24 protein-coding genes are annotated in these 24311 nt (G+C 43.2%); 2 read left to right on the top strand and 22 right to left on the bottom strand.

Going from position 1 to position 24311, the window contains the following annotated elements:
* From GQ359_RS01760 to GQ359_RS01720, 9 genes are all read right to left on the bottom strand, one after another.
* The gene (locus GQ359_RS01760) at positions 1-171 is read right to left on the bottom strand and encodes a hypothetical protein (protein WP_215387242.1); all 171 of its coding nucleotides are present in this window, start codon (positions 169-171) and stop codon (positions 1-3) included.
* A 15-nt stretch (positions 172-186) separates the two neighbouring features.
* Positions 187-1533: an amidase gene (locus tag GQ359_RS01755; RefSeq protein WP_215387241.1), complete on the bottom strand. Its 1347-nt coding sequence runs from the start codon at positions 1531-1533 to the stop codon at positions 187-189.
* A 6-nt stretch (positions 1534-1539) separates the two neighbouring features.
* A complete protein-coding gene (locus GQ359_RS01750; protein ID WP_251367902.1) occupies positions 1540-2952 on the bottom strand; it encodes a TRAP transporter large permease subunit in 1413 nt (470 codons plus the stop codon).
* Positions 2952-3530: a TRAP transporter small permease subunit gene (locus GQ359_RS01745; protein ID WP_215387240.1), complete on the bottom strand. Its 579-nt coding sequence runs from the start codon at positions 3528-3530 to the stop codon at positions 2952-2954. Before GQ359_RS01745 ends, GQ359_RS01750 begins: the two co-directional genes overlap by 1 nt.
* 139 nt (positions 3531-3669) lie before the next feature.
* Complete coding sequence (locus tag GQ359_RS01740; protein WP_215387239.1) at positions 3670-4839, bottom strand: TRAP transporter substrate-binding protein; 1170 nt, start codon at positions 4837-4839, stop codon at positions 3670-3672.
* Positions 4840-5093: 254 nt separating this feature from the next.
* On the bottom strand, positions 5094-5981 hold the full coding sequence (locus tag GQ359_RS01735; RefSeq protein WP_215387238.1) for an AEC family transporter: 888 nt from the start codon (positions 5979-5981) through the stop codon (positions 5094-5096).
* Positions 5982-6004: 23 nt separating this feature from the next.
* Positions 6005-6919, bottom strand: a complete 915-nt coding sequence (locus tag GQ359_RS01730; protein WP_215387237.1) for a ketopantoate reductase family protein — start codon at positions 6917-6919, stop codon at positions 6005-6007.
* Positions 6916-7812 (bottom strand): EamA family transporter, encoded by an 897-nt coding sequence (locus GQ359_RS01725; protein ID WP_215387853.1) that lies wholly within the window; start codon positions 7810-7812, stop codon positions 6916-6918. Before GQ359_RS01725 ends, GQ359_RS01730 begins: the two co-directional genes overlap by 4 nt.
* A gap of 13 nt (positions 7813-7825) precedes the next feature.
* On the bottom strand, positions 7826-9451 hold the full coding sequence (locus tag GQ359_RS01720) for a GMC family oxidoreductase (RefSeq protein WP_215387852.1): 1626 nt from the start codon (positions 9449-9451) through the stop codon (positions 7826-7828).
* Positions 9452-9587: 136 nt separating this feature from the next.
* Between GQ359_RS01720 and yjgA the strand changes: the two genes are divergently transcribed.
* Complete coding sequence (gene yjgA, locus GQ359_RS01715) at positions 9588-10115, top strand: ribosome biogenesis factor YjgA (protein ID WP_215387236.1); 528 nt, start codon at positions 9588-9590, stop codon at positions 10113-10115.
* Between the two features lie 8 nt (positions 10116-10123).
* On the opposite strand, the gene GQ359_RS01710 is transcribed toward yjgA, so the two are convergent.
* The 3 genes from GQ359_RS01710 to GQ359_RS01700 are packed head-to-tail and all read right to left on the bottom strand — an operon-like array spanning position 10124 to position 12004.
* The gene (locus GQ359_RS01710) at positions 10124-11200 is read right to left on the bottom strand and encodes an acyltransferase (protein ID WP_215387235.1); all 1077 of its coding nucleotides are present in this window, start codon (positions 11198-11200) and stop codon (positions 10124-10126) included.
* Positions 11201-11213: 13 nt separating this feature from the next.
* Positions 11214-11393, bottom strand: a complete 180-nt coding sequence (locus tag GQ359_RS01705) for a hypothetical protein (RefSeq protein ID WP_215387234.1) — start codon at positions 11391-11393, stop codon at positions 11214-11216.
* Positions 11394-11425: 32 nt separating this feature from the next.
* A complete protein-coding gene (locus GQ359_RS01700) occupies positions 11426-12004 on the bottom strand; it encodes an HdeD family acid-resistance protein (protein WP_215387233.1) in 579 nt (192 codons plus the stop codon).
* 344 nt (positions 12005-12348) lie between these two features.
* On the opposite strand from GQ359_RS01700, the gene GQ359_RS01695 reads away from it, so the two are divergent.
* Positions 12349-13368: a calcium:proton antiporter gene (locus tag GQ359_RS01695; protein WP_215387232.1), complete on the top strand. Its 1020-nt coding sequence runs from the start codon at positions 12349-12351 to the stop codon at positions 13366-13368.
* A gap of 73 nt (positions 13369-13441) precedes the next feature.
* Here GQ359_RS01695 and GQ359_RS01690 read toward each other — a convergent pair whose 3' ends face one another.
* The 10 genes from GQ359_RS01690 to GQ359_RS01645 all read right to left on the bottom strand — a co-directional run bounded on the left by GQ359_RS01690 (position 13442) and on the right by GQ359_RS01645 (position 24311).
* Positions 13442-15301, bottom strand: a complete 1860-nt coding sequence (locus GQ359_RS01690) for a nucleoside-diphosphate sugar epimerase/dehydratase (RefSeq protein ID WP_251367900.1) — start codon at positions 15299-15301, stop codon at positions 13442-13444.
* An 83-nt stretch (positions 15302-15384) separates the two neighbouring features.
* The gene (locus GQ359_RS01685; RefSeq protein ID WP_256442530.1) at positions 15385-16050 is read right to left on the bottom strand and encodes a PIG-L deacetylase family protein; all 666 of its coding nucleotides are present in this window, start codon (positions 16048-16050) and stop codon (positions 15385-15387) included.
* Complete coding sequence (locus GQ359_RS01680; RefSeq protein WP_256442539.1) at positions 16047-17267, bottom strand: class I SAM-dependent methyltransferase; 1221 nt, start codon at positions 17265-17267, stop codon at positions 16047-16049. Before GQ359_RS01680 ends, GQ359_RS01685 begins: the two co-directional genes overlap by 4 nt.
* Before the next feature lie 35 nt (positions 17268-17302).
* Positions 17303-17743 carry a hypothetical protein gene (locus tag GQ359_RS01675; protein WP_215387229.1) on the bottom strand — a complete coding sequence of 147 codons (441 nt, stop codon included), beginning with the start codon at positions 17741-17743 and terminating at the stop codon, positions 17303-17305.
* A 34-nt stretch (positions 17744-17777) separates the two neighbouring features.
* Positions 17778-18752 (bottom strand): Gfo/Idh/MocA family protein, encoded by a 975-nt coding sequence (locus tag GQ359_RS01670; RefSeq protein WP_215387228.1) that lies wholly within the window; start codon positions 18750-18752, stop codon positions 17778-17780.
* On the bottom strand, positions 18745-19926 hold the full coding sequence (locus GQ359_RS01665) for a DapH/DapD/GlmU-related protein (protein ID WP_215387227.1): 1182 nt from the start codon (positions 19924-19926) through the stop codon (positions 18745-18747). The genes GQ359_RS01670 and GQ359_RS01665 overlap by 8 nt, the downstream gene beginning before the upstream one ends.
* Positions 19926-20945, bottom strand: coding sequence for a hypothetical protein (locus tag GQ359_RS01660; protein WP_215387226.1), 1020 nt, complete (start codon positions 20943-20945; stop codon positions 19926-19928). Before GQ359_RS01660 ends, GQ359_RS01665 begins: the two co-directional genes overlap by 1 nt.
* A 1-nt stretch (position 20946) precedes the next feature.
* Positions 20947-22176 (bottom strand): glycosyltransferase family 4 protein, encoded by a 1230-nt coding sequence (locus GQ359_RS01655; protein ID WP_215387225.1) that lies wholly within the window; start codon positions 22174-22176, stop codon positions 20947-20949.
* Between the two features lies 1 nt (position 22177).
* The gene (gene wecB, locus GQ359_RS01650) at positions 22178-23308 is read right to left on the bottom strand and encodes a non-hydrolyzing UDP-N-acetylglucosamine 2-epimerase (protein ID WP_215387224.1); all 1131 of its coding nucleotides are present in this window, start codon (positions 23306-23308) and stop codon (positions 22178-22180) included.
* Positions 23301-24311, bottom strand: coding sequence for a polysaccharide biosynthesis protein (locus GQ359_RS01645; RefSeq protein ID WP_215387223.1), 1011 nt, complete (start codon positions 24309-24311; stop codon positions 23301-23303). The genes wecB and GQ359_RS01645 overlap by 8 nt, the downstream gene beginning before the upstream one ends.

Genomic DNA, 24311 nt, shown 5'->3' with positions numbered 1-24311 from the left:
TTAACGCTGGTCTTTGCTATCTTTGTATGAAAGATAGAAGTCATATACCGCCAGGCCAATACCAAAAGTGAGTAGAAGCAATAAATCAAACTGCTTGAGTTTGAGGATGTATGCTAAAAAGAAAAATAGCAATAAACCTAATGCTAATAAAGGTGGGAATAATTTTTTCATGGTCAATAGTTCCAGTTATTGATTGAAGTGATTTAAAAACCAACGCGCAGTCCTTAAGAGACGAGCGTCGTCGAATTGTTTACCAGTCAACTGAACCCCCAATGGGAGTCCATTGCCTGATTGCAAAATTGGTAGGCTAATTGTTGGCATACCAGTTACCGCCCAAAGAGAATTTGCCAAACTACCAGTTCTTGCTGCTTCAGACTTTAATGGTGCAAAGCCTAAGCTTGAAGGCGTCAAAATACAGTCAAAGCGATCAAAGAACTCATCAAAACTACTTGACACCATTTCAATAGCATTGAGCGCTCGGAGGTATTCTTGAGCAGTGATCTTCGAGCCCGCCTTAATCATGTCAGCAATTCTCTTAGGAGGCTTTTTAGAGATTTGACGTTCTTGTGTTTCCAAAGCCTGGGTAAACTCCGCCTGCGCAATAAGCTCATGCCACTCTTTTGACTGAATCGTAGACTCAGGCAAATCAATGATGGTGATTTGATCAGCAAGCTCTTCAAGCAAAGCCTCAATGGCTTCTTTTGCCTCAGCTTCCATATCAAGCCAATCTGGCGTTTTCAAGAAAACAAAATTCGGCTTAAAAGGAATCTCTTCTTTGCAAACCGCCAAGAGCGGTCTTGGAAGAACGCCTTTAGTATCCGGATCCTGCTCATCGGAGCCCAAGACAATCTCAGCTAGTAAAGCGGCATCTTCTACAGTCTTACTAAAGATACCAACTTGCTCGAGTGTTTTTGAAGCACGAAAGAGACCCGATTGCGATATTAGGCTACTGCTAGGCTTAAAGCCCACTACACCACAATAAGAAGCAGATTCGGCTATAGATCCTAGAGATTGTGTGCCCACTGCAACAGGTACGATACCGCTAGCAACTAAAGCAGCGGCGGCCCCAGCAGCTAATCCAACTTGTCGCTCGAGGTCCAATGGATTGCAAACTTCTGGCGCCTGACCCAAATTGAATTCGGCAACCTTGGCTTTGCAAAAAGTAATAGCACCATCATCTCTTAAGCGTTTAACAATAGAGGCATCCCAGCGCGGATGACGCCCTTCCAGCAAAGGAGATCCAATAGTGGAAAACATATCAATGGAATCAATGTTGTCACTGAGTGCCACCGGAACGCCCTCAAGCCTGGCTGAATGATTTAAGCCACGTGCGTGACCATCATCAACTAAAGCCGCTTGTCGCAAAATGGCTTTGGGATGAAAAAAAGCAAGCGCAGTAATTTTTTCATCAATTCCTTTTGCCTGTTGACAAAACAAATCGGTGAGCTCAACACAGCTAGATGACCCAGTCGAGATCAACTCTCGAATTTTGGGGACATCTAACTGGTTTAAGGTAATGACTGCGTCACTCATCTCGTCTTACTTACTCATTAAGAATTCAGGGTTCACTGCACTTGGATCATTTGGATCGTAAGGTGCAGAAACGTCTTCGTTGTTATAGAGCATATCTGGCAACCAATTTACCAATGCTGGCTGTACGTAAACAAGTACTAGGGTCAGGAAGACCATTCCCAAGAATGGGAAACATCCCTTGAAAATCGTCCACAAAGCCAACTCTGGCGGCGCCACACCTTTGAGGTAGTAGGCCGACATAGCCATGGGCGGCGTCAAGAAGGAGGTTTGCAAGTTCACGGCGATCAAAATACCAAACAACAATGGATCAACATTAAAGTGCGCCAAAAGTGGCAAGAAGATCGGAACGAAAATAATGATGATCTCGCTCCACTCTAGTGGCCAGCCTAAAACGAAGATGATTAACTGGGCAATGATGAGAAACTGAACAGTATTCAAATCCATCGACATCATGAAATCTTTGATGATGTGCTCGCCACCGAGGTAAGAGAACACGGATGAGAATGTCCATGAACCTACGAACAAGTAACACACCATCGCTGAAGTCTTCGCAGTCAAATAAACAGACTCACGTAGACGCTGCCAAGTAAATGCCTTGTAGGCTACTGCCAACATTGTGCCGCCCAGAGCGCCCATTGCTGCCGCTTCGCTTGGGGTTGCCAAGCCAAACAAAATGGAGCCTAGAACTGCCAAAATCAATAAAGCTAATGGGAAGAATGCAGTTACCAATAACTTAAAGCCATCCCAAAAACCGACGTTATCCACATCTTTTGGCTTAGGCGCTAATGATGGATTAATCACCACACGCACAATGACATATACCAAATACAAGCCTGCCAATAAGAAACCAGGAATCATGGCAGCTGCGTAGAGCTTAACTACGGATACGCCAGCAGTTGCGGCATACACAATCAACATAATTGATGGTGGAATCAAAATACCTAAAGTACCGCCGGCAGTGATAACACCCGCTGCCAACTTTTGGTCGTAACCCGCTTTCAGCATTGATGGCAAAGCCAGCAAGCCCATCAAGGTCACCACTGCGCCCACAATACCGGTAGCGGTAGCAAACAGTGCACAGGTAATCAATGCGGCAACTGCCATTGATCCAGGTACGTGCCTTAAGGCAGTTTGCAAGCTCAGAAAGAGTCGATCCAAAATATTGGCCCGCTCGATGATGTAACCCATAAATAAGAATAGGGGTATCGATATCAAGACATCGTTGTTCATCACACTAAATGTGTTTTGCACAAATAGATAGAAGATGCGGTTATCTAAAAATGAAAGGACTGGATCGTAATAGGCGTAAAAACCAAAACCAATACCCATTGCCATCAAGGTGAAGGCGATTGGGAATCCTAGGAAAATAAAAACAATAAACAAGCCCAACATAAAGAGGGCGATGACTGGATCACTCATTATGTGCTTTCCACTTTAGTTGAATGGGTTTCGATAAGAACTTCTTCAAGCTCTTGTACGTCTTGATCTCTAAAAGGCCAGCTGCCAGTTTTAATGCAGATGAGGCAACGACATACTTCAGCGGTTCCAGCCATAAATAGACCTAAACCTGCAAAGAAGATGATCATCTTGAGTGGCCAAACAGGTACTCCAACCGGACTATTCACACTGACCTCACGAATCATCATGGCATCAAAACCATAGCGACCGCCAATAATGATCAGCGCCAAAATGCCAGGGAAGTAGAACAAGAAATACAAGGCAAGATCAACCTTGGCTTGTGTAGTCTCTTTCCAGGTGCGATATAAAAAATCGCCTCGGACCATGGCGGCCTTGGATAGTGTGTATGGTCCTGCCATCATGAATAATGCGCCATAGAACATATAGCTCATGTCAAATGCCCAATCCGTTGGATTATTGAGCACATAACGCATAAACACTTCGTAACAGGTTCCTAGGGTTAGCAGGACTACCGTCCATCCAAAGGCATGGCCTATGGATTTCGAGAGGCCATCAACCCACTTGATATAACCCAGCATTGCTTTCTCCTCAGTACGCTTTTAGCGCTTCTGTTTTTAGTACTAATACCTCTAATACTGATAAATATTAGAGGTATTGTTCGTTACTGCAAAAAAGGCCGCTAATAAAGCGGCCTTTCTTTATTACTAGATCAGCATTTTATACTGGAAGCTTAGTTTTGAATACATACTCGTAAGCTGCCTTGTAGTCTGCGTCATTCAAGAAGCCATAATAAGCAACGCGCTTAGCCCAGGCCAATTGAGAATCTGCACACTTCTTGAAGAATGGGTCTTCGGCTTCTAACTTCTGTGTCAACTCACCCCAAGCCTTGAGCTGTGCATCCATAATGGATTTTGGTGTACGTGTAACTTTCACCTTGTCCTTAGTAATGAGCTCTTGCAAGTCTTTAGAGTAGTAATCCTGAGCCATCCAAGTATTAGAAGATGAAGCTGCTTCAGCTGCATACTTCAAAATCGCCTTGTGTTCAACAGACAAAGAATCGTACTTAGTCTTGTTGAAAATGATTTCAAAGAATTCCATCGCCTGGTGGAATGAGCCCATCACATAGTTCTTTGCCACGTCTTGAGCGCCGAAACGACGGTCAGAAGTTGGGTTGTTGAACTCAAATGCGTCAATCACACCACGCTCCATCGCTGGAACAATCTCGCCACCTGGCAACTGAGTTACTTTCATACCCATGCTTTGCATCAAGTCAGCTGCAAGGCCTACGGTACGATACTTGTAGCCCACGAGCTCTTGAGCGTTCTTTGGTGGAGTCTTTTTAAACCAGCCTAATGGCTGAGTTGGCATTGGGAACGCAAAGAAACCTTTGATGTTCAGGTTTAGCTTTTGGAGCAACTCTTGATAGAGCTGATCGCCACCGCCACGCTGAATCCAACCGAGAGTCTGCTCAGCGTTAGCACCAGTAATTGGGCCAGAGCCAAACAATGAGGCTACTTTAGACTTACCGTACCAGTAAACCGCAACTTGGTGGCCACCGTCTAGAACACCCTTACTAACCGCGTCAGTCACTTCGAATGGCTTAACTACTGAGCCGCCAACGAGGTAATCAATCTTGAGCTTACCGCCAGACATTTCGTTTACTTTTTTGACGTAATCTTCAGCCATTTCATTGAAGACGTCTTTAGCACCCCAAGCACCTTGCATTTTCAACACAACAGGAGCTTGAGCTACAGAAATCATTGGGAAGCCAGCCAGTGGAACAGCTACAGCAGCAGCACCTGCTTTGCTGAAAAACTTTCTACGGGATTGACTTGTATTTTCTTCTTGAACAACTACTGGGGCTGCATCTTTGGCAGTAATAGACATCGAATATCTCCAATTCTTCTTTTATTAATCGGTATAACAACAACACGATCGTATTCCTCCCTACAAGCATCTCAATTGGGGTTTACGCTAATTTCTCCATGAAAATGATTCACTCTAAAACCCTCCTTCAGGCTAAGGCTTTTACTTCAAGGGTTTGCTGGACCTGATTAGCTCAAGGGCTAGCTAACGGGGTCTCCTCAAGCTACCTTATCTACTTTAACCACTTTAATAATGGGTTTAATCCCAGCTGGTGCTTAGGGCGTACCGGTATAAATTGCCAACCAAATCACCAGCGGTAAATAGATCACCGACAGCAGGTGTCCCACCATCACAATTGAGGCTACTTTTTGGGGCTCTTGATTATGGCGATCAGCCAAGATGTAATTAAATACCGCAGGGGGCAAGCCGGCAAAAATGATCAACGCGCCCTTCTGAATGGACTCCAAAGGTAATGTCCATATGACTAAATAGGCAACCAACAGGCGCAAAAAAATGGAAAGTGCGGTTGCAACGACCCCAGCCTTAACATGCTCAATTTTTCCTTCGGCCAGGCGGGTGCCCAGCGAGATCAACATCAAGGGAATCAAAATAGTACTGACCATGGTGACCGAGGTATCCAGCCAATCCGGCAAAGTCATCTGAAAGTGCCCAAACCACAGACCCAGACCCATAGACCATACCAAGGGACTAGCGTAAATGCTTTTGGCATCCATCTTGCCGGTCATCACTGCCGAGCCCAGCGAGAAAATCAAAATATTGGAGAGCACCATGAGAAGTACTGATGGTGCCAATCCATCTTGCCCAAATGCCAAGACCGTGAGCGGAATACCAATCGGACCAACATTGGTAAACATGATGGACGGCAATAAAGCTTTAGCTCCCGTGCCGGAATATTTGGCCAGAGGTAAAGCTAATAGGCCTGAAAAAACGACTATCAATACTGCCGCTAACACCAAATAACCAGCGCTTGTGAAATCCAGTGGCTTAGCTGATAATGAGATAAAAATAAAACATGGCAATGCCAAATCAATGAGGGTGTGATTAGCACCACTCATATTGGGTTTTCTATATCGTGCATATAAGAACCCTGCGAACACAATCGCGAAGATTGGCAGGGTAATACCCAGAATGCGTAAGATCATTAGCAAATACTCATGTGTCTTAATTAAGTATTACGGCGCTGGATTATTTCAATATGGGTATATGCCATCTTGATTAAATCGCAATCCAATTGCTTAGCTTGCGCCTTATTAATCATCTCGAGCAAGATATGCCCATGCTCTGTTTTATTGCCAGCATTTAAATCTCGTAACATGGACGCCGTCATTGGCGATCCAACTGCGGTGAGCATCTCAATCGATTTGCTTTGCACGTCAGCAGCAATCGCAAATCCATGTGCATCTGCAATCGCACAACACTGTGCATACATGGTTTTAGTCAGTGCATCGCCATAAGGGGTAGCAACAATCTCACCAATGGAGCCATTGCACAAAGTGGTCATCCCCGCTAAGGTGCTCAAGAAAGTCCACTTATCCCACAGGGCTTGCTCAATATTTTCGCTATAGACTGCATTAAAGTCCGTCTTCAGACACGACTCATAAAATGCTTTTGCCGCAGCCTCTTGACTTGGTGTGCGCGCACCGACGGTCAGAACATGCAAATCCGTTAATTGCTTTACTGCGCCTGTATCGGTAATCGTTGCTGCTATATGAGCAATACCGCCCATCACACGCTCGCGACCAAAACGCTGATCCAATTGCTCAATATGCGCTAAGCCGTTAAGGAAAGGCAAGATGAGACCCTGACTCGATGCGCCAGCTATCGATTGCAATGAGTCCTCTAGGTCAAAGGCTTTGGGCGCCAAAATAATGAGGTCATAGATCGGCTTTAGCTCTTGAGCGGTCACTGTTTTAGGATGCACCGTATAACTACCTTTTGGCGTCTCCACTACCAACCCATGCTCTTGAATATGTGCTTTGCGTTTCTCACGTAGGAGGTAGGTGACATCTGCACCAGCCAACATCAACTTCGATCCGTAATAGCCGCCAATACCACCCGCGCCCACAATTAATATCTTCATGATTTCCTCGAGGAATGTTTTGTGAACGATAAACCATAAATGGTGCCTAGGTAGCCCACTATCACCAAACCTGCTGCTAAGAACTTCCACCCAGGCAGTGACTCACCCAAGAAAATAGCGGTTGCCCCCATGCCAAAGATTGGAACTAACAATGGGGCTGGAGCTACAAGAGCTGCTGGATGCTTAGATAAAAGCCAGGCCCAAGCGGCGTAACCAAATAAGGTATTGGCCCAAGATTGCCAAAAGACTCCTGCCCAAGCTCCTAAAGGCGCTAACTCTATCGCGGAGACCAAGCTGGAATATCCACCCTCAAAATACAGCGACAGCAATAACAGAGGTGGAATAGAAAATGCACTAGCCCACACAACATAGGCAAACATATTGATAGCGCCTGCTTGCCGACTCAAAGTATTGCCTGCCCCCCAAGCACAAGCAGCACAGATGACTAAACCTATTCCGAGCAAACTGGTTTGACTATCAATATGACTCACAATCACCAGGAGACCGATCATCGCAATTCCAATGGAGATGGATTGATGCCAGTAAAGCCGCTCTTTAGCAAAGATCATCGCAAAGCCAATCGTGAAAAATACTTGGGTTTGCACCACTAGAGAAGCCAAGCCAGGAGTGATGTGGCCATTGATCGCATAAAACAAAATACCGAATTGCCCTACCCCAATAAATATTCCATACAGCGCTAAATTAAGCCAAGAGACTTTGGGGCGCTTCACAAAAAATATAGCGGGCAATAAGGCAAAAACATAGCGCAGTGTCGCAAACAAAAATGGTGGGAACGAATCCAGTGATTTTTTGATCACGACAAAATTGGTCCCCCAAATTGCCACAATGGCTAGCGCCAAAAGAAGATGGCTCAGGGGTAGTCGATTGGGCACTCTATTAACCGAGTTACTCACCACAGAGCAATTCTGCTGCGCGCTGCGCAATCATCATGGTTGGCGCTGCAGTATTTCCTGAGGTAATCGTTGGCATTGCCGAAGCATCTACTACTCGCAAGTTATGCACACCCCTCACCCGTAATTGGGAATCGAGCACTGCCATAGAATCATCATCGCGCCCCATCTTGCAAGTGCCCACCGGATGAAAAATCGTCGTACCAATATCACCTGCAGCTTTAATCAGTTCCTCGTCCGATTGATACTCTTTGCCCGGCTTGTACTCCTCAGGCATATAGGGTCTTAAAGCGGGACTCTCCACAATCTTGCGAGTAAGGCGTAATACCTCAATCGCCACTTGGCGATCAGCATCGGTAGATAAGTAGTTGGGAGCAATCACTGGTGGTGCTTGTGGGTCCTTTGAATCAATATGCACGCTACCACGCGAAGTAGGACGCAAATTACAAACACTGGCCGTAATAGCATCAAAGGTATGGAGATCCTCGCCAAACTTCTCTAAAGATAGGGGTTGCACGTGATACTCCACATTAGGTGAAGCATGCTCCCGAGAACTGTAGGCAAAAGCACCTAGCTGAGATGGTGCCATAGACATCGGGCCGCTACGCTTAAACATGTACTCCATGCCGATTAATAACTTACCAAGCAAAGAGTTTGCTTTGGTATTGAGAGTCTGAATTCCGCTGACTTTATAGATCATGCGTAACTGCAAATGGTCTTGCAAGTTCTCGCCGACGCCTGGCAAATCAGAAATCACATCAATACCTAAACGATTGAGATGAGTTGCTGCACCAATACCTGAGCGCTCTAAAATTTGCACACTTCCAATTGAGCCGGCACTCAGAATCACTTCACCTTGCTTGCCAGCATCGGCAGATTGGCAATGCGCCTCAAGAGTTTGACCGTCTTTGAGGTATTGCACCCCAAAGCAATTTTTGCTCACCGGATCAATCAAGAGCTTATTGACTACGGCCTCGGTAATCACCGTGAGATTGGGTCGTTTAGCTGCATCGCGCAAGAATGCTTTAGCAGTATTTAAGCGCCAACCTTGGCGTTGACTGACATCAAAATACCCCACTCCAAAGTTATCGCCTTGATTGAAATCCTCTGATGCCGGAATACCTGCTTCAATAGCTGCTTGCTTAAAGATATCCATAATCGGCCAGCGTAAACGTTGCCGTGATACTGTCCACTCGCCGCCCTTGCCGTGCCATTGATTGGCATTGCCGTGGTAATCCTCAAAGGACTTATAACGACGCAAAGCATTTTCCCAGGACCATGTTTCATCACCGGTCTCTCGGACCCAATTGGCATAGTCATCCTCTTGGCCGCGCATATAAATCATGCCGTTAATCGAGGAGCATCCGCCCAGAACTTTACCGCGGGGGTAAATCAAAGATCGACCATTCAAGCCCTTTTCTGCAGCAGTCTTAAGGCACCAATCGGCACGGGGGTTGTCGATGCAATACAAGTAACCAACCGGAATATGAATCCAAATGTAGTTGTCATGCGACCCAGCCTCTATCAACAGCACCCGTTTGGCAGGATTCTCAGTCAAGCGCTTAGCCAGCATGCAGCCCGCACTACCTGCGCCAATGATGATGAAGTCGTATTTCTGAATTTGGGTCATATTTTCCGCTAGAGATTGACTAGGGGTTCATTGACTATTATTCACTAAGCAAGCAAGGGGCGTAAATTTATCGAAACTATCCATGGGATTTGGTGGGCAAGCATCATTACCCGTCTAAAATAGCCCCATGCATGTTAATGAAAAAAACCGGACCCCCAAGAAAGATGATCTTGATGATGGTCCAAGCAAGTCAGAGCTCAAGCGCCAAATGACAGAGCGCCAGAAATTGGCGGAGGTTTTAGCTGCACTCAGTAGCGATGCATTAAAGACTATTCCGCTAGATGAGGCTATTAGAGCTGCGATTGCTGAAACTAACAAAATCAAAAGTTTTGAAGCCATACGTCGCCATAAACAATACCTTGGCAAACTGATGCGCTTTTTAGATGAAGAGGAGCTAGATGCCATTCAGAACCGTCTAGATGCAATTCAGGGTGTTAGTAAAGCAGAGACTGCCAAGCTCCACTATTTAGAGTCTTATCGCGATCGACTGATCGCCGATGATGCAGCTTTCACCAAAATGATTGAGCAATACCCTGATATGGATATTCAGAATATGCGCACCCTCATTCGCAACGCGCGCAAAGAAAAAGAAAGTAATAAGCCACCTAAGGCTTATCGAGAAATCTTCCGCGTCCTCAAGGATATGGGAATTTGAGTTAGCGCTCAGACCTTAAGCTTAGTAGCAGGAATCTCTACCCAGCGATACAAGTAGTTAGCGGCAATGGTGCTACTCACCACAACTCCAATCATGAGGCTAATTGCTATTAAACCACTCTTGTGGGCATGCATTCCAGAGGCAATGTAAATTGTATTTACCAACAAGATAAATGCAAAGTGGATTAAGAAAGCGCAGTAAGAGCGTGGGCTCGCCCAAGCAATTCCCTGTAAGAACACTCTCTTGGCATTCATTCCACCTTGAGGCAAAGTAGGATAGCCAGCGTCACCCCAAATCAATAGAAGTAAGGCTATAAACCATGCCAATATATTTCTTCCCCACACCTCCTGCAAAGAAGAGATTGCAATGACTACACCAATGATGATGATCAGCAGTTTTGCCAAGACTCTGATCTTTTGATCAGCATAGTTCTTTGCAAGATAGGACAACACTCCCAAGGTGTAAGAGCCCAAGAAATAAATGAAGTAAGACTCGTACTGCGCCGAGCGATTGAAGTACAGCAAAGAGCTCACTGCAACAATGCTGAGCAACCAAATTAAGGTTTGATACGAAGAAAAAGAAATGAGCAATATGGCCAGTACCGAGTAGAGCTGCCAGTCAATCGCGGCATACCAAGCGCCTGCAGAGATTGAGTCCAGACCCAAAATGCCCTGCAGAAAAAATAGGTGTGCCATAAATTGGCCCGGCGTCTCTTGCTCGCCAACGAACTCGTCATTTACCCAGTGACGAGCAATCCAGGCGCAAAAAATGGTAAAAATCAAAGCGGCGACGTATGGTGCAAACAAGCGAAGATAGCGATTGATGATGACTCGCAGTAATTTCTGACTGCTAAATTTTTCATTTGCAAATCGGGTTAGTGATTGCGTGGCCAAGTACCCTGCCATCACCAAAAATATTTGCACTGCAAAACGTCCATACTCAAATAGCCAGCCCATGAGGCTCGGCAAGAATGCTCGCGCATCTACTGCAATCTGTCCATAGCTAGCAAGGTGATGCAGGATGATGACGAGTGCCGCAAAGACCTTAAGTAGATCGATCAGTAATAGTGGAGAGGCTTGCTTCAAGAGTGATTAAGAGCTACTTAGATTTAGCCTTGCCCATTAAAGACGCGAGCATAGGGTTGCTGCCAGCAAGCTCCTTCTTAGTCTTAGGAACACTCTCAGCTGCACCAGGCTTAGGCACCTTCTTGGCATTCTTCATACGCTGAGCAGTAGTCAACGCAAGGTTCTTATAGAGATCAGTTTTTTTCATTGCCATAACGCTTTAATGTATGAATACATCCCTCACCATTACTTAGTCAATGAACGCGCTGCTAAACCTAAGAAAAGCAATGACCAGCCCTGCAAAAGCAGCTCAATTGCAATGAGCAAACCAGGCAACCACAAGCTGCTCTCTGGGTAGCCATTCATGATGAGAACACCCATTAAGATTGAAATCGCAGAGGATAGCGCTAACCAGAACCATTCGCGGAAATGACGATGCTGAAATGCGGAGATCAAACGCAAGATGCCAGTTACAAAAAAGATTGCAGCAAGCCAAAGGGTAATTGCCTCTAATGCAGGAATCGGGAAGGCCCAAGTGTAGATACCGGCAGCAACATACAAAACAGCCAATACCACCTGAATGCCGACACTCTTCCAGCCACTAGATTTGATAGCATGAGCAAATTGCACAGCACCACCAAATACCAAGAATGCGCCTAATACATTAATCGTGACAAATGAAAATAATGTCTGACCAGCAATGCCAATCATTCCCAAAGCAATAAAAAGAACGCCCATACCAATTAAGGCTCTCGGGACTTTGGCTGCGGCGCCAAGGACCGCAGCGCGGATTTCTTTAATTTGAGTCAGGGATAAATCGGTCATTTGCAAGCTTTCGATGAAATTAATAGCAATAAAGGGTCTACTGTATCAACAAACCCAGGGTTTTAGACTAGAAATCGAGATGCAAGCCAGTATGTGTAGGACTCAGCCAATTCAGAAACGGGCATTCTTAGTGCTTTATAAGTGGCATTGTCTTTGGCAATTTACTGAAGAGGCGACTAAATGCAGATAACTTACGCCAATGAGCAACTCGGGCGCCAGGTTCAAATAAGGCTATTACCTTCGTATTCATATCCGCGCAAACCTTTAAACTGTGGGTATCGCCTACCTAGGCTCACCTTGCAATACAGTTTTCACCCCCTAACCCCCTTCACTCCATTATCCCTATGTCAGATCTTCTTAACCAAACTTGGTTCATCGCCCTAATGGGCATCACCCTGATTGGGGCGGTGTTATCAGCTGTTCACCATGCTGAGATCATTGCCCATAAAACCGGTGAGCCATATGGAACATTGGTTTTAGCAATTGCCGTCACCATCATCGAGGTTTCACTCATCATTGCCATGATGTTTGCTGGGCATGAAGGCTCCGAATTTATCGCTCGTGATGCCGTGTTTGCTACTGTCATGATTGTTGTCAATGGAGTTATTGGTCTCTGTATTTTTATGGGGGGCTTCAAAAACCATGAGATGTCTTTTCGCAATGAAGGTACAAATTCTGCTCTGGCGGTATTGACTGCTCTAGCAACTTTTATTCTCGTTATGCCAATGGTCACTACCAGCACACCTGGCCCAGACTTTACGAAGACTCAGCTTGCTTTTGCCGGTGTAGCTTCTTTTACTTTATATGGCGCGTTCATCTTTTTCCAGACAGTCAGCCATCGCGACTACTACTTACCTAAAGCAGAAGATCAAAAAATAAATAGTGATACCCATGCCGAGAAACCCAGCAATCTCAAAACCGGTGTGAGTGTTTTCCTTCTACTGATCTCACTGGCGGTAGTGGTTGGACTTGCAGAAGCGTTGAGCCCCGCAATTGAAGCTGGCGTCAAAGCCGCTGGAGCCCCAAAGACAGTAGTCGGTATCGCCATTGCGATGCTAGTACTGTTGCCTGAAGCTTATGCTTCCGTCAGAGCTGCAAGAGCTAATCGCTTACAGAGCAGCTTGAACTTAGCTCTTGGTTCAGCTTTAGCCAGTATTGGACTGACCATTCCAACGGTAGCTGCGTTTGCTATCTTCTTTAATCTTCCGCTGAGCTTAGGCATCAGTAGTCTGAATATGACCCTGATGTATCTATCGTTCTTTATTGGGGCACTAACGTTAGCAATCGGCAGAACCACCCTGCTACAAGGAGTGTTGCATTTGATTATTTTTTTTGAATATTTGTTCCTAAGTCTAGTCCCGTAACTAATGAAAGGGCCTGGCGAGGTTTTTAATTATATTATGAAGGCCATTATTCAATGTGCTCCATTACTGCCAACTAAGTCAATGTTGGCTGGTATCCAGGCACTAGACTCTTTAACGACTTTCTTATCAGAAAAGAGTCTCCAACACTCAAAGCCCGATTAAGCCTCTCCAACTCTAGCTCTAAATCATGTTTCGATAAAAACTCCTCATGGGCTTTCATAATTTTTGGGTGGTCTGTTGGCTGTGGGTCATTACCAATCAAAAGTTCTTCATACAGTTTTTCACCTGGACGCAATCCAGTTATTTGGATTTCAATATCCCCATGCATGTTATCTTTGTTTTTCAGCATGAGCCCAGAAAGAAAAATCATCTTTACCGCCAAGTCATAGATCCGTACAGGCTTCCCCATATCAAGAACAAAAACATCTCCCCCGGTAGACATGGCGCTTGCCTGAATAACTAATTGAGCAGCCTCAGGAATGGTCATAAAATATCTCGTAACTTCCGGGTGGGTAAGGGTTATGGGGCCACCAGCCTTAATTTGAGCTGAAAAAAGTGGCGCTACCGAACCAGAAGAGCCAAGCACATTACCAAACCGTACCATTGAGAATTTAGTTTTACAACCATTCTTTCTGGCGAATTCTGACATTGCTTGCAAAACTAATTCAGCAACTCGCTTGCTTGCCCCCATAACATTAGTAGGCCTTACCGCTTTATCCGTGCTAATTAAAATAAAACAAGAAGTACCGGTATCTAGCGCGGCTTGCGCACAAATTTGGGTACCCAACACATTATTGCGTATACCCTCCGCAGCATTCTGCTCAACAAGAGGAACGTGCTTATAAGCTGCCGCATGAAACACTGTATTTGGCTTAAATTCATCAAAGATTTTATTGACTAGGTCTACATCTCGAACCGATGCTAATCGGGGAATGAGAAACTCAGACACTGCGCCCGTAGACTCTAACTGATAATTGATGTCCAAATCGAGAGTGAGATGTTTAAGCTCTTCATAAACTACATACAATGCGTGCTCGCTACTTTCAACCAGAATTATTGATTTCGGTAAAAATTTAATTATTTGTCGGCATAACTCACTGCCAATAGAGCCGCCAGCACCTGTAACTAGAACGACTTGATTGCGAATATTTGCTTCCAATAACTTAACATTAGGGGGAACTACTTGGCGCCCCAATAAATCATTCATATCTAGATCATGCAAATCTGATATGCGAACCCTTCCAAAGACTAAATCAATGACACCAGGTAGAGTCCGTACGCGAACTCCACAACCTTCTAGTGAGGTAATAATTTGATTTCTGCGGGACTGATTTGCTGAAGGGATTGCCAAGAGCACATCAGTAATCCCCTGTCTTGATATCAACCCACTTAGGTCACCATTTCCATACACATTGATACCATCAATCGTGTTGCCCTGTAATTGTCGGTCATCATCTATAAAGCCCTTGACCAACATTTGCCCGCTAAGAGACAAGGCCGAGGCCAACTGTCTGCCAGCCGAACCTGCACCATATATGATCGCAACCGGAATCTGCTTGCTGTGCGGTCTCCCAACATAGTCAACCGAACCTAACCACAACTGAATTAAATATCGACCAATACCGATACAAAAAATTAAAATGATTGGCTGTATAACCCCAATAGAACGAGGAATATCCTCAACCCCAACTATAGTAAAGATACCAACATATAAAACTAAGTAGATCGCTAAAACTCGAACCATAGATTCAAGCACAAAGAACCCAACGTATCTAAAAATAGTTCTGTATAGTCCAAAAAACATAAAGAGGGGGAGCATAAATCCGATTGCAGCAATCAGAGCCCAATACCTATTGCCCTCCAGCCATCCCCACTGGTCGAGTCGCAACCCAAATGAAATCCATGTACTGAAAATGCAAATCAATATATCCAATATGACTACAGCCCCCCTCTTTGTAGAGCGAGGCCACCGCAGCATAAATTGTTTGACTAAATTATCCAAAGCAGGTTCAAAAATTAACTAGATTTTCTGATAATTTGAAAAGCTTCGCCATATGAAAAACCTGCCTGAGTACCACGAAACATTGCAAGAGACTTTGCAGCCTCAAGAGATCGAGCGCCGGGGAAATGAGGAATTTGCGATTCATAACAGTTCAAAGCGCTAATCTTCTTTTCAATTTGATCTGTGATGTCAACAACCCAGTTAGGGGTAAAGTTGGCTTCTATGTTTGGTGCATTCCAATGAGTCTCTGAGAGAGTTTCATAACTTGCTAACATTTTTACGCATCGCCCCGAGCCCACTGGCCTACATGAAACCATGACACTCTCAAAAACAATTCGGTGATCGATGTGCCTATCAGGGAATGGGCAGAGAACAATCTCAGGCTCAAAATCATTAATAACTTGAACGATTTTTCTATTTAAAACACCTACAGGCTGATCACCAATCATGGTGGCAGGAATTTCTAAAAACCAAGATTTGGAGACGCCAAGCATTGAAAAAGCGTTTTTTGCCTCAGCTAAAGTTACTTCATAATCAGCTCTATCATAAAGGGGTGGCAAATGCCCAGAAACCGTCAGAACGGCCACTTCATACCCTTCATTTGCAAGCTTAATTATTGTGCCACCAGCGCCCAAAGTTTCATCATCAGGATGAGGAGCTACAACTAAAAGTCTTTTCATTGAGCAATCACCTTTGGGTTTGGCATGGGCACAATAAATTTACCCCCTAAATCGGAATATTTCTTATGGTTCGCCATAATAGATTCTGCAAAATTCCAAGCCAGTATAAGTAAGTAATCCGGCTTTTGGGCATATATCTCTCCCGGGTGGAGAACTGGAATATGCTTCAATGGTGAATACAAACCCTGCTTTAATGGATTATCGTCAACTATAAAATCTATGTCTCTCGGGTTAATTTGGAAATGTGCTAACAATGTAGTCGACTTAGTGGGAGCACCAAAAGCAGCAATAGTTGATCCGGCGTCTTTGATATCACGAATTAGCGCTCTTAACTGACTACCGATTTCATTAATTCGAAGATTGAAATCTTTGAAGGTCGTAGCTTCGCCTAAGTAGATGCTATCTTCTAATTGAATCAAGTTATTTATAGACGAATCAGGGGTGCGAGGGCCACCGACCCTCTGTGCTGAAACTCTAATCGACCCCCCTTGAGGCGCTATACGCTCTACACTTAATAACTCCATACCAAGTCGTTTAAATAAATATTGAAACGGGCGCACAGTGTGAAAATCTAGATGCTCATGATAAATCGTATCAAACCAAGCATTTTGATATACATCAACCAGGTATCCCACCTCCAGTACAAATACCCCATCATCTGAGAGCCAATGATGCACCCCTTTAATAACGTCATCCAACCTATCAATATGGGCGCAGGCATTATGCGAGGTTATGAGCTTTGCCCTTCCATGCTCTTTGCTAAGTTGCACGGCTAACTCGTGCGAAAAAAAATCTGGTACCGTAGGTATTCCGCTTTCTGTAGCCCTTTGAGCAATTTTACTGGCTGGATCAACACCTAATACACGACCTACGCCAGCCCCCTTAAATGCTCGTAGACAGGTGCCATCATTAGACCCAATATCAACCACAAATGATTCGGAATCAAGCTTAAATTTTCTAACTGAACTTTCAGCATAATCCTGCAAGTGCTTAATGAATGTATTTGACGTTCCAGACACATAGAAATAATCTTTTTGATAGAGTATTTTTGGATCAACAACGTGGCCTAATTGCAAATGCTTACATTCGCCACACAAATACAAATCTAAGGGATAAGAGGCTTCCGACAACTCCAATTCTGCAGTACTTAAAAAATTATTTCCGGGGGGTGTTGGGGCAAGTGACATAACCTTCTCCAACCCCTCCCCTGAACACATCCTACATGTTGTTTTAAGATAAAAATCTTCCATGTTCAAGCAATACTGTCTGGATTAACCAGCACCACTCTTCTAACATCAGCCTCATACGCAACCTGATCCCGTGGGTTGCGACTCATAGCCAATAAGCTTGTATCCTCAAGAAATACCGTTGCATGATCTTCCATTGGGGGAGTAAATACCATCTCTCCAGCATTCACTCTTATTACTGAAGGTTGTGAATCAGTCCCAGTTGGCCGATAAAAATAATCAAAAGATCCGGCCAAAACATACATATAGTGCCAATCCGTTACATGGTAATGATTTGATCTCACAGACCCCTTCTTGCTAGTAATCAATGATAAGTTTTTCATTGGGAAATTAACTAGGGACTGAATTGTGCCTCGTGCATCAACGTGTGCCGGCTCAAGTGATACCAAACCTTCAGTGGGCCACATTCCTGGCTCATCCAAAACTACATTCTTCCAATTTTCCATTTCTATTTCCTTTTTATATTTCAATTAAGACTAATTAAACGCTAGCGGCGACTTTAATCAATTCGATTAATTTAGCCCTATCTCTGATTTTGGCTAATTCATCAGTTGCTCCTGTAGCATCCAAAGTAAGACATCGGAAATGCTCAAGCATTATCTTAAAGTGGTTTTCAGCCACAGAGAAAACCTTCGTTTTTCGGCCATTTTGATCTGACATTATAAAATAAGGTTGATAGTCAGGGGGCTTAGAGAAAATCATCTCGGAGTATATCCCGCCAAATTCCCCCCAAACATCAATCTCATTTCGATATGAACAATTAATACCCCACTCAAGGTTGGCCTCTGCACCATTAGAAAATTCTATTACCGCCCTACCCGATGTATCTACAGGTACGCCCTGCTTCATTGTGATGTCCGAATAGCGAAGTGAATAAGGGGTACCCGCAAAAACCTCTAAAGCTGCAGCTACTGGGTAACAACCTACATCCAAAAATGCACCGCCTCCGAGCGCTGGATCAGTTCGAAAGCCAGGATTTGCAAGGGGGGGTATACCAAACCTAAAGGTTGCCGATCTAATTGGACCGATGTAACCCTGTTTGCAAAATTGTAAAAACTGCTGAAAATGCGGGTGATACTTAAACATGTAGCCCTCAGCAATTTTCAAACTCTTTGCAAGCGCCAAATCCGTCAGAGTACAAGCATCTTCAAGGCGGCTAACTAGAGGTTTTTCACACCATAGATGCTTACCAGAAAGTAATATCATTTTCCCATGCGTGAAATGAAGTCCAATTGGGGTTGAAAGATAAACAACATCTATATTGTCATCAAAAAGCATTACTCTAGGATCTAGCCAACCTTTACATCTGAATTTATTGGCAGTTGATGCAACAACGTCTTTATTCCTTGAGCATACCCCATACATTTCCAACCCCGGAGTATCAACAAGCGCTGGCAGAATCTTATTGAGGGAATGTTGCCCCAATCCCCATACGACCACCCTAAGGTTATTCACTTTTGAAGCCTCTGTTATGCTTTCGTATAGTTAGCTGCCTACTTCTTGCAATGACAACGTCTTCATTATCAATATCCGAAGTAATCGTTGATCCCGCCCCAACAAAAACTGCCTCTCCAATTTCAAGCGGCGCAATTAAGTTACAACCAGATCCAATAAATGAATTATCTCCTATATGCGTCGGATGAATACTCCGACCGTCATGGTTGCACGTTATTGTGCCGGCACCAATAGTTACTGATCTACCAAGCACTGCATTACCAATAAAACTGTGGTGATTAATTCTGCATCCATTCCCTATGGTTGACTCTTTAATTTCCACATAATTTCCAATCTGTACCGCTTCCCCAATTATGCTTTCTGGACGAATTCGTGCATAAGGACCAATAAAACTATTGCGACCAACAGTAGAATTTTCAACTATTGAGTAGGGGTTCACACAAGAGTTGAACCCAATGCTGCAATTACGCAAAATTGAACCTGTACCGACTTTAACCCCATCCTCCAGATTAACAAAACCTTCAATTGTTACGTTTGGAGAAATTTCAACCCCCCTACCGCAAGTCAATTCCCCGCTAATATAAGTAGTATTTAAATCAGATATTCTCACTCCCACAGAAGAATACCGACGAGCTTTCAAACGCCATATCCTTCTTTCAAACTCGGAGATTGAGGTCATGGACTCAATAAAAAAAGAAGGGTATGAATTTTCCAAGAGATTTTGCTCGCCCAAAATATAATCGAATATAGAAAATTCTTTATACGCGCCATGGAGCCTGAGGGCGCCTCCATTCCAAAATTCTCTAAGTTCATTAGGGTCACAAAACGCGCCAGGGGGAGCATAAAACCCTAAAATTTCTGGAATTTCACGCCAAGAAGGCATCATATGGCTAGATTCTGAAATTCTTAAAATGAAACTCTGAGGATGAATTTGCTCATAAATCTGATTTAAATCAAACTCATTAATGCATGTACCACTTCGCAGCAGCAGCACCCCACTAGAACTTAGGTCGCTAGCATCTAAGCTTCGCTCAAAAAAAAATTTATTATGAAAACTTTCTGATGTGAATGCGAATCTGAGGTACTCCTTTAATTCCCTCCCGCAGACTAGAGCATTTTCCAACTCAATTGAAATTGAATCGCACAAAACGACTAAGATTTTTTTATTTCTCATTAGGAACTTGAAAGCCTAGGACCATAGCAGTACACAAAAAAAGCAACAGGCAAATAGGCCAGCAACAAAAGGACAAAGTTGTAATCGGGATAAAAAATTGATAATAACGCAATTGGAAACAGCCAAAATATTTTGTATGCAAGTACGCCGGAAAGCACCTTTACATGACTACCAGAAATTCGCGCAATATTTTGATACGCGTTACTTCTGTGGGCGCCGTACCATTTTTTGACCATAAATATTCTTGTTATGGTTGTTAGAGTTGTATCTCCTGCAAAATACCCAAATAATATCAACCATGTGAATAAACTAATCGCCCCATGATTAACGGTGTAAACAATAATTACACCAAAAAAGAATCCTAAAAAAATACTGCCAGAATCCCCCATAAATAGGCTGGCTTTGGGAAAGTTAAATACTAGAAAAGTAGCAAGGCATGTCCCAACCAAAGCGAGAGGAAGAAATATTTCACCCTGAGTAGATTGCGATAAAAAAATTAATACCATCGCACTTACACAGAAAAATAAGCCGCCGCCAGCAGCTAGCCCATCTATTCCATCTATAAAGTTATATAGATTTATCAACCAAAGTAAGCCAATCCAACAGATCACTGCATTAACCCAAGCTGGAAGGTATGGGATGTTAAGGATGCTGCCGCCATCAAGACAGAAGATGCTCAAACCAGAAAGGCAAATTTGTGCAAGCAACTTTTTAGATGGGGATAAACCTACAGTATCATCTACAAAACCAATGATTATAGAAAAAACTCCACCTATAAGTAAGATTAAGTACAGACTTTTATCGACATTACCGATTGTATATTCCAAAAAAAAACAGGCGATACAAATAGAGGAGAAAACTACCCCTGCTCCTGTTGGGATTGGGATTTGATGCAAACTTCTGAAATTCGGATTTGCAATAAAATTACGCCTGATGGCTATTGATTTATATAAGGCATATCCCAAAATAGATATGATGAATACAGATAGCAAGTAATTTTTATATAAAAATAGCGCCATATCATTTAGCTAGTTTCTTAAAGAGAGCATTAAATTTTTTTGAACCCTGCTCAAGCGATAGATGCTCCCAATAGTATTGCTTTCCACAATTTCCCATTTTTACCAACTCCTGATCGCCACTTTCAAGCAGCAAAATAATGCTATCAGCTATGGAATCTGGGTCTGATGGTTTGGCCACAATACCTCCGCCAGATTTTGAAATAAGTTCTGCGCCATCCCCCGCAACGGCCATAAGAACCGGCTTTCCTGTGGCGAGATATGCCTGAGTTTTTGCAGGCACTGTAACTCTAAATAACTCGCTATCTTTCAAATGTACAAGCAACACATTAGCGGCTTTGAGGTATTTACTTACATCCGACATTGGAACTGCTGGTATAAAAAAAATATTTTCAATGCGCTTATTTTTAACTTCACGCTCTAAGGAAGTCTTTTCAATACCCTCACCAAGGAGATATATATCAACCTTATACTTTCTTTTTTGCAATATTTGTGCAGCCTTTATAATTGCATATAAATCCTGCGCTCTACCGATATTTCCAGCAAATAGGACCGAGAAGCGCTCGCTAGCACCCATACCTTTAGCACTGGGCATTATTGCAACTGAATTTATTTCGTAATTTAGAATTGCGCTTTCATTGCACCAGTTGTATACCAAAGAAATCCTATCCTCAGGAACCCCTCGCTCAATCAACTTTAACCTTATCCCTGGAGACTGAACAATAAGCATTGCTACATGCTGGTAGAGAAATTGACACACCTTTCCTATAATCTTGAGGCCGAGAGTGCTCTTAAACATTTCCGTAGAATTTAGTGAGTCCGGCCATAAATCCTGAATATCGTAAACCACAGGTATTTTTTTAATTAGCCCAGAAAGTGCAGCCGCAACTCCAACCGTAACTGGTGGCCCGCAGGCATATATTAAATCTAGATCACGAATAAAAAAACTTGCTATGAAGGATGAAAATCCAAAGCTAAGATAATTTACAAGCCTTCCAACTATGGAGCCGCTGTGGCTAGGAAATAATGGGACCCTTATAACTTTGATTCCCTCGATGTACTCTATGCTATATAACTTAATTGAATAGCCTGGATATATCTTACCTCCAGGATAATTTGGAAATCCAGTAATAACTATAACTTCGTTACCCGCTTGAACGATTTTTGAGGCTAGAGTAATTCCCTTTATTTGAGGTTCTGGATCAAATACCTGCATCCAAAAAAGTATCTTCATCCTAGTCGGCCTTCTTCCATACCGTTCTATTTACATAATCGGTGTAACCAAGCACTATCCTTAATATCTTCTTCGATACATTACTTTCAGCATAATCAGGCACTGGAAAGATGGATCTATTCATCTGATTATGCTGCTCGCACACAACCTTGATCGACTCAAGCACTCTTTCTTTTTTTAGACCTGTCAAAATGAAGGTGCCTACATCTATAGCCTCTGGCCGTTCATGTGCATTGCGAATAGTAACTGCTGGTAAATTTAGAATTGAAGCTTCCTCGGATATAGTTCCGCTGTCAGATACAACACATCTGGAGTCCATTTGTAATTTAATGTAGTCACAAAAACCAAACGGCTTAGAAAACTGAATTAAGGGACTTAAATTAATTAACCCCATGCTATCTAATTGTTTTTTTGTTCTTGGATGAGTTGAAACTATTACCGGCATCTTATATTCTTCAGCCAAAGAATTCAGAGTTTCAACAAAGTCAAACATATTTTTAGGGGAGTCAACGTTTTCCTCCCGATGAGCGCTAACCACAAAATAATTATTAGCCTGTAAATTTAACCTGCTTAAAATATCTGAATTAGCAATTTTCTCCCTGTAAAAGTCAATAACTTCAGGCATATGCGAACCAGTTTTAAATATCTTCTCAGGTCTTACCCCCTCGGATATTAAATATCTTCGGGCATGCTCCGTCAAAACTAAATTGATGTCACTGAGGTGATCCAAAACCTTTCTATTTAATTCCTCCGGGACTCTTTCATCAAAGCATCGGTTACCAGCTTCCATGTGAAATACGGGAATTTTTCTTCTTTTTGCAGAAATTACCGACAGGCAAGAATTTGTATCCCCATATAGCATTACAGCATCTGGATTTATTTCAGCAAATAAATTATCGGATCTTTCTATGATTTGGGAAATTACTTTGGCCGCAGAATCGCCCTTTGCTTCTAGAAAGAAGTCTGGCCTTCTTATGCCTAAGTCTTCAAAAAAAATAGCATTCAGTTCATAATCATAATTCTGACCCGTATGCACCAACACATGGTCTGTGTATTTATCAAACTCAGAAATTACTCGTGACATCTTAATTATTTCTGGTCTCGTGCCAACTATTGTCATAACTTTAAGCATTGATAGCCTCTCTAACAATATCTAATTTAGATAGGAGCTCTTTTACCCCATCGACATCTAATATATTAGTGTTGTGAGACGTGTAGTCATCCAACTCTGAGATCGCCGTTTCGCCTTCACTATAGAACTGTGAATAGTTGAGATCTCTACTATCTGCGGGTATTCTGAAATGTTTACCCAGATCAATTGCCCTGGCCATCTCTTCCCGGGAAACTAGGGTCTCAAATAATTTTTCGCCATGCCTTGTTCCTATCGTATGGACTCCAACCTGAATGCCTAAAATGTCCTGGATCGCACTAGCCACTGTGGAGACCTTCGCTGATGGTGACTTTTGCACAAAAATATCCCCTTGGTCACCATGCTTTAATGCATACAAAACCAGATCTACAGACTCATCAAGCGTCATTAAGAATCTGGTCATATTTGGATCAGTAATCGTGAGCTCTTGTCCACTTTTTATTTGAGAGATAAATAAAGGCACAACAGAACCGCGAGATGCAATCACATTACCATATCGTGTTGCACAAACAATAGTGTTACTCATTCGTTGCAAGCATGATTTTGCAACCATAACTTTTTCAGCAAGTGCCTTAGTGATACCCATCGCGTTGATTGGATACACTGCTTTATCGGTACTCAACACTATTACCTTCTTAACCCCATAATTTACAGCAGCATTAATTACATTATCCGTACCGATAACATTGGTTTTCATTGCCTCAATTGGATAAAATTCACAAGAGGGCACTTGCTTTAATGCTGCAGCATGGAATACATAATCAACACCAGACATGGCGTCACCTATACTGGCGCCATCTCTGACATCCCCAATATAAAACTTTACCTTTGATGTATTTAAACTTAAACGCAGTTCCTCTTGTTTTTTTTCGTCCCTACTGAAAACTCTAACCTCCTGCACATCCTCAGTTAGAATTTTTTTTAAAAAGGTACTCCCGAAAGATCCAGTACCACCTGTAACTAAAAAGGTTTTGCCTACAAACAT

This window comes from Polynucleobacter sp. AM-7D1, from assembly GCF_018688455.1.
Classification (GTDB): domain Bacteria; phylum Pseudomonadota; class Gammaproteobacteria; order Burkholderiales; family Burkholderiaceae; genus Polynucleobacter.
This window is presented reverse-complemented; position numbering and strand designations above follow the sequence as displayed.

Coding starts and splice junctions, on each gene's coding strand:
- GQ359_RS01760 (WP_215387242.1), bottom strand. CDS start 171: ATGAAAAAATTATTCCCACCTTTATTAGCATTAGGTTTATTGCTATTT.
- GQ359_RS01660 (WP_215387226.1), bottom strand. CDS start 20,945: ATGGCGCTATTTTTATATAAAAATTACTTGCTATCTGTATTCATCATA.
- GQ359_RS01665 (WP_215387227.1), bottom strand. CDS start 19,926: ATGAGAAATAAAAAAATCTTAGTCGTTTTGTGCGATTCAATTTCAATT.
- GQ359_RS01680 (WP_256442539.1), bottom strand. CDS start 17,267: ATGTGTTCAGGGGAGGGGTTGGAGAAGGTTATGTCACTTGCCCCAACA.
- GQ359_RS01705 (WP_215387234.1), bottom strand. CDS start 11,393: ATGGCAATGAAAAAAACTGATCTCTATAAGAACCTTGCGTTGACTACT.
- GQ359_RS01755 (WP_215387241.1), bottom strand. CDS start 1,533: ATGAGTGACGCAGTCATTACCTTAAACCAGTTAGATGTCCCCAAAATT.
- GQ359_RS01655 (WP_215387225.1), bottom strand. CDS start 22,176: ATGAAGATACTTTTTTGGATGCAGGTATTTGATCCAGAACCTCAAATA.
- GQ359_RS01745 (WP_215387240.1), bottom strand. CDS start 3,530: ATGCTGGGTTATATCAAGTGGGTTGATGGCCTCTCGAAATCCATAGGC.
- GQ359_RS01685 (WP_256442530.1), bottom strand. CDS start 16,050: ATGAAAAGACTTTTAGTTGTAGCTCCTCATCCTGATGATGAAACTTTG.
- GQ359_RS01695 (WP_215387232.1), top strand. CDS start 12,349: ATGTCAGATCTTCTTAACCAAACTTGGTTCATCGCCCTAATGGGCATC.
- GQ359_RS01730 (WP_215387237.1), bottom strand. CDS start 6,919: ATGAAGATATTAATTGTGGGCGCGGGTGGTATTGGCGGCTATTACGGA.
- GQ359_RS01750 (WP_251367902.1), bottom strand. CDS start 2,952: ATGAGTGATCCAGTCATCGCCCTCTTTATGTTGGGCTTGTTTATTGTT.
- GQ359_RS01700 (WP_215387233.1), bottom strand. CDS start 12,004: ATGACCGATTTATCCCTGACTCAAATTAAAGAAATCCGCGCTGCGGTC.
- GQ359_RS01740 (WP_215387239.1), bottom strand. CDS start 4,839: ATGTCTATTACTGCCAAAGATGCAGCCCCAGTAGTTGTTCAAGAAGAA.
- yjgA (WP_215387236.1), top strand. CDS start 9,588: ATGCATGTTAATGAAAAAAACCGGACCCCCAAGAAAGATGATCTTGAT.
- wecB (WP_215387224.1), bottom strand. CDS start 23,308: ATGCTTAAAGTTATGACAATAGTTGGCACGAGACCAGAAATAATTAAG.
- GQ359_RS01675 (WP_215387229.1), bottom strand. CDS start 17,743: ATGGAAAATTGGAAGAATGTAGTTTTGGATGAGCCAGGAATGTGGCCC.
- GQ359_RS01735 (WP_215387238.1), bottom strand. CDS start 5,981: ATGATCTTACGCATTCTGGGTATTACCCTGCCAATCTTCGCGATTGTG.
- GQ359_RS01645 (WP_215387223.1), bottom strand. CDS start 24,311: ATGTTTGTAGGCAAAACCTTTTTAGTTACAGGTGGTACTGGATCTTTC.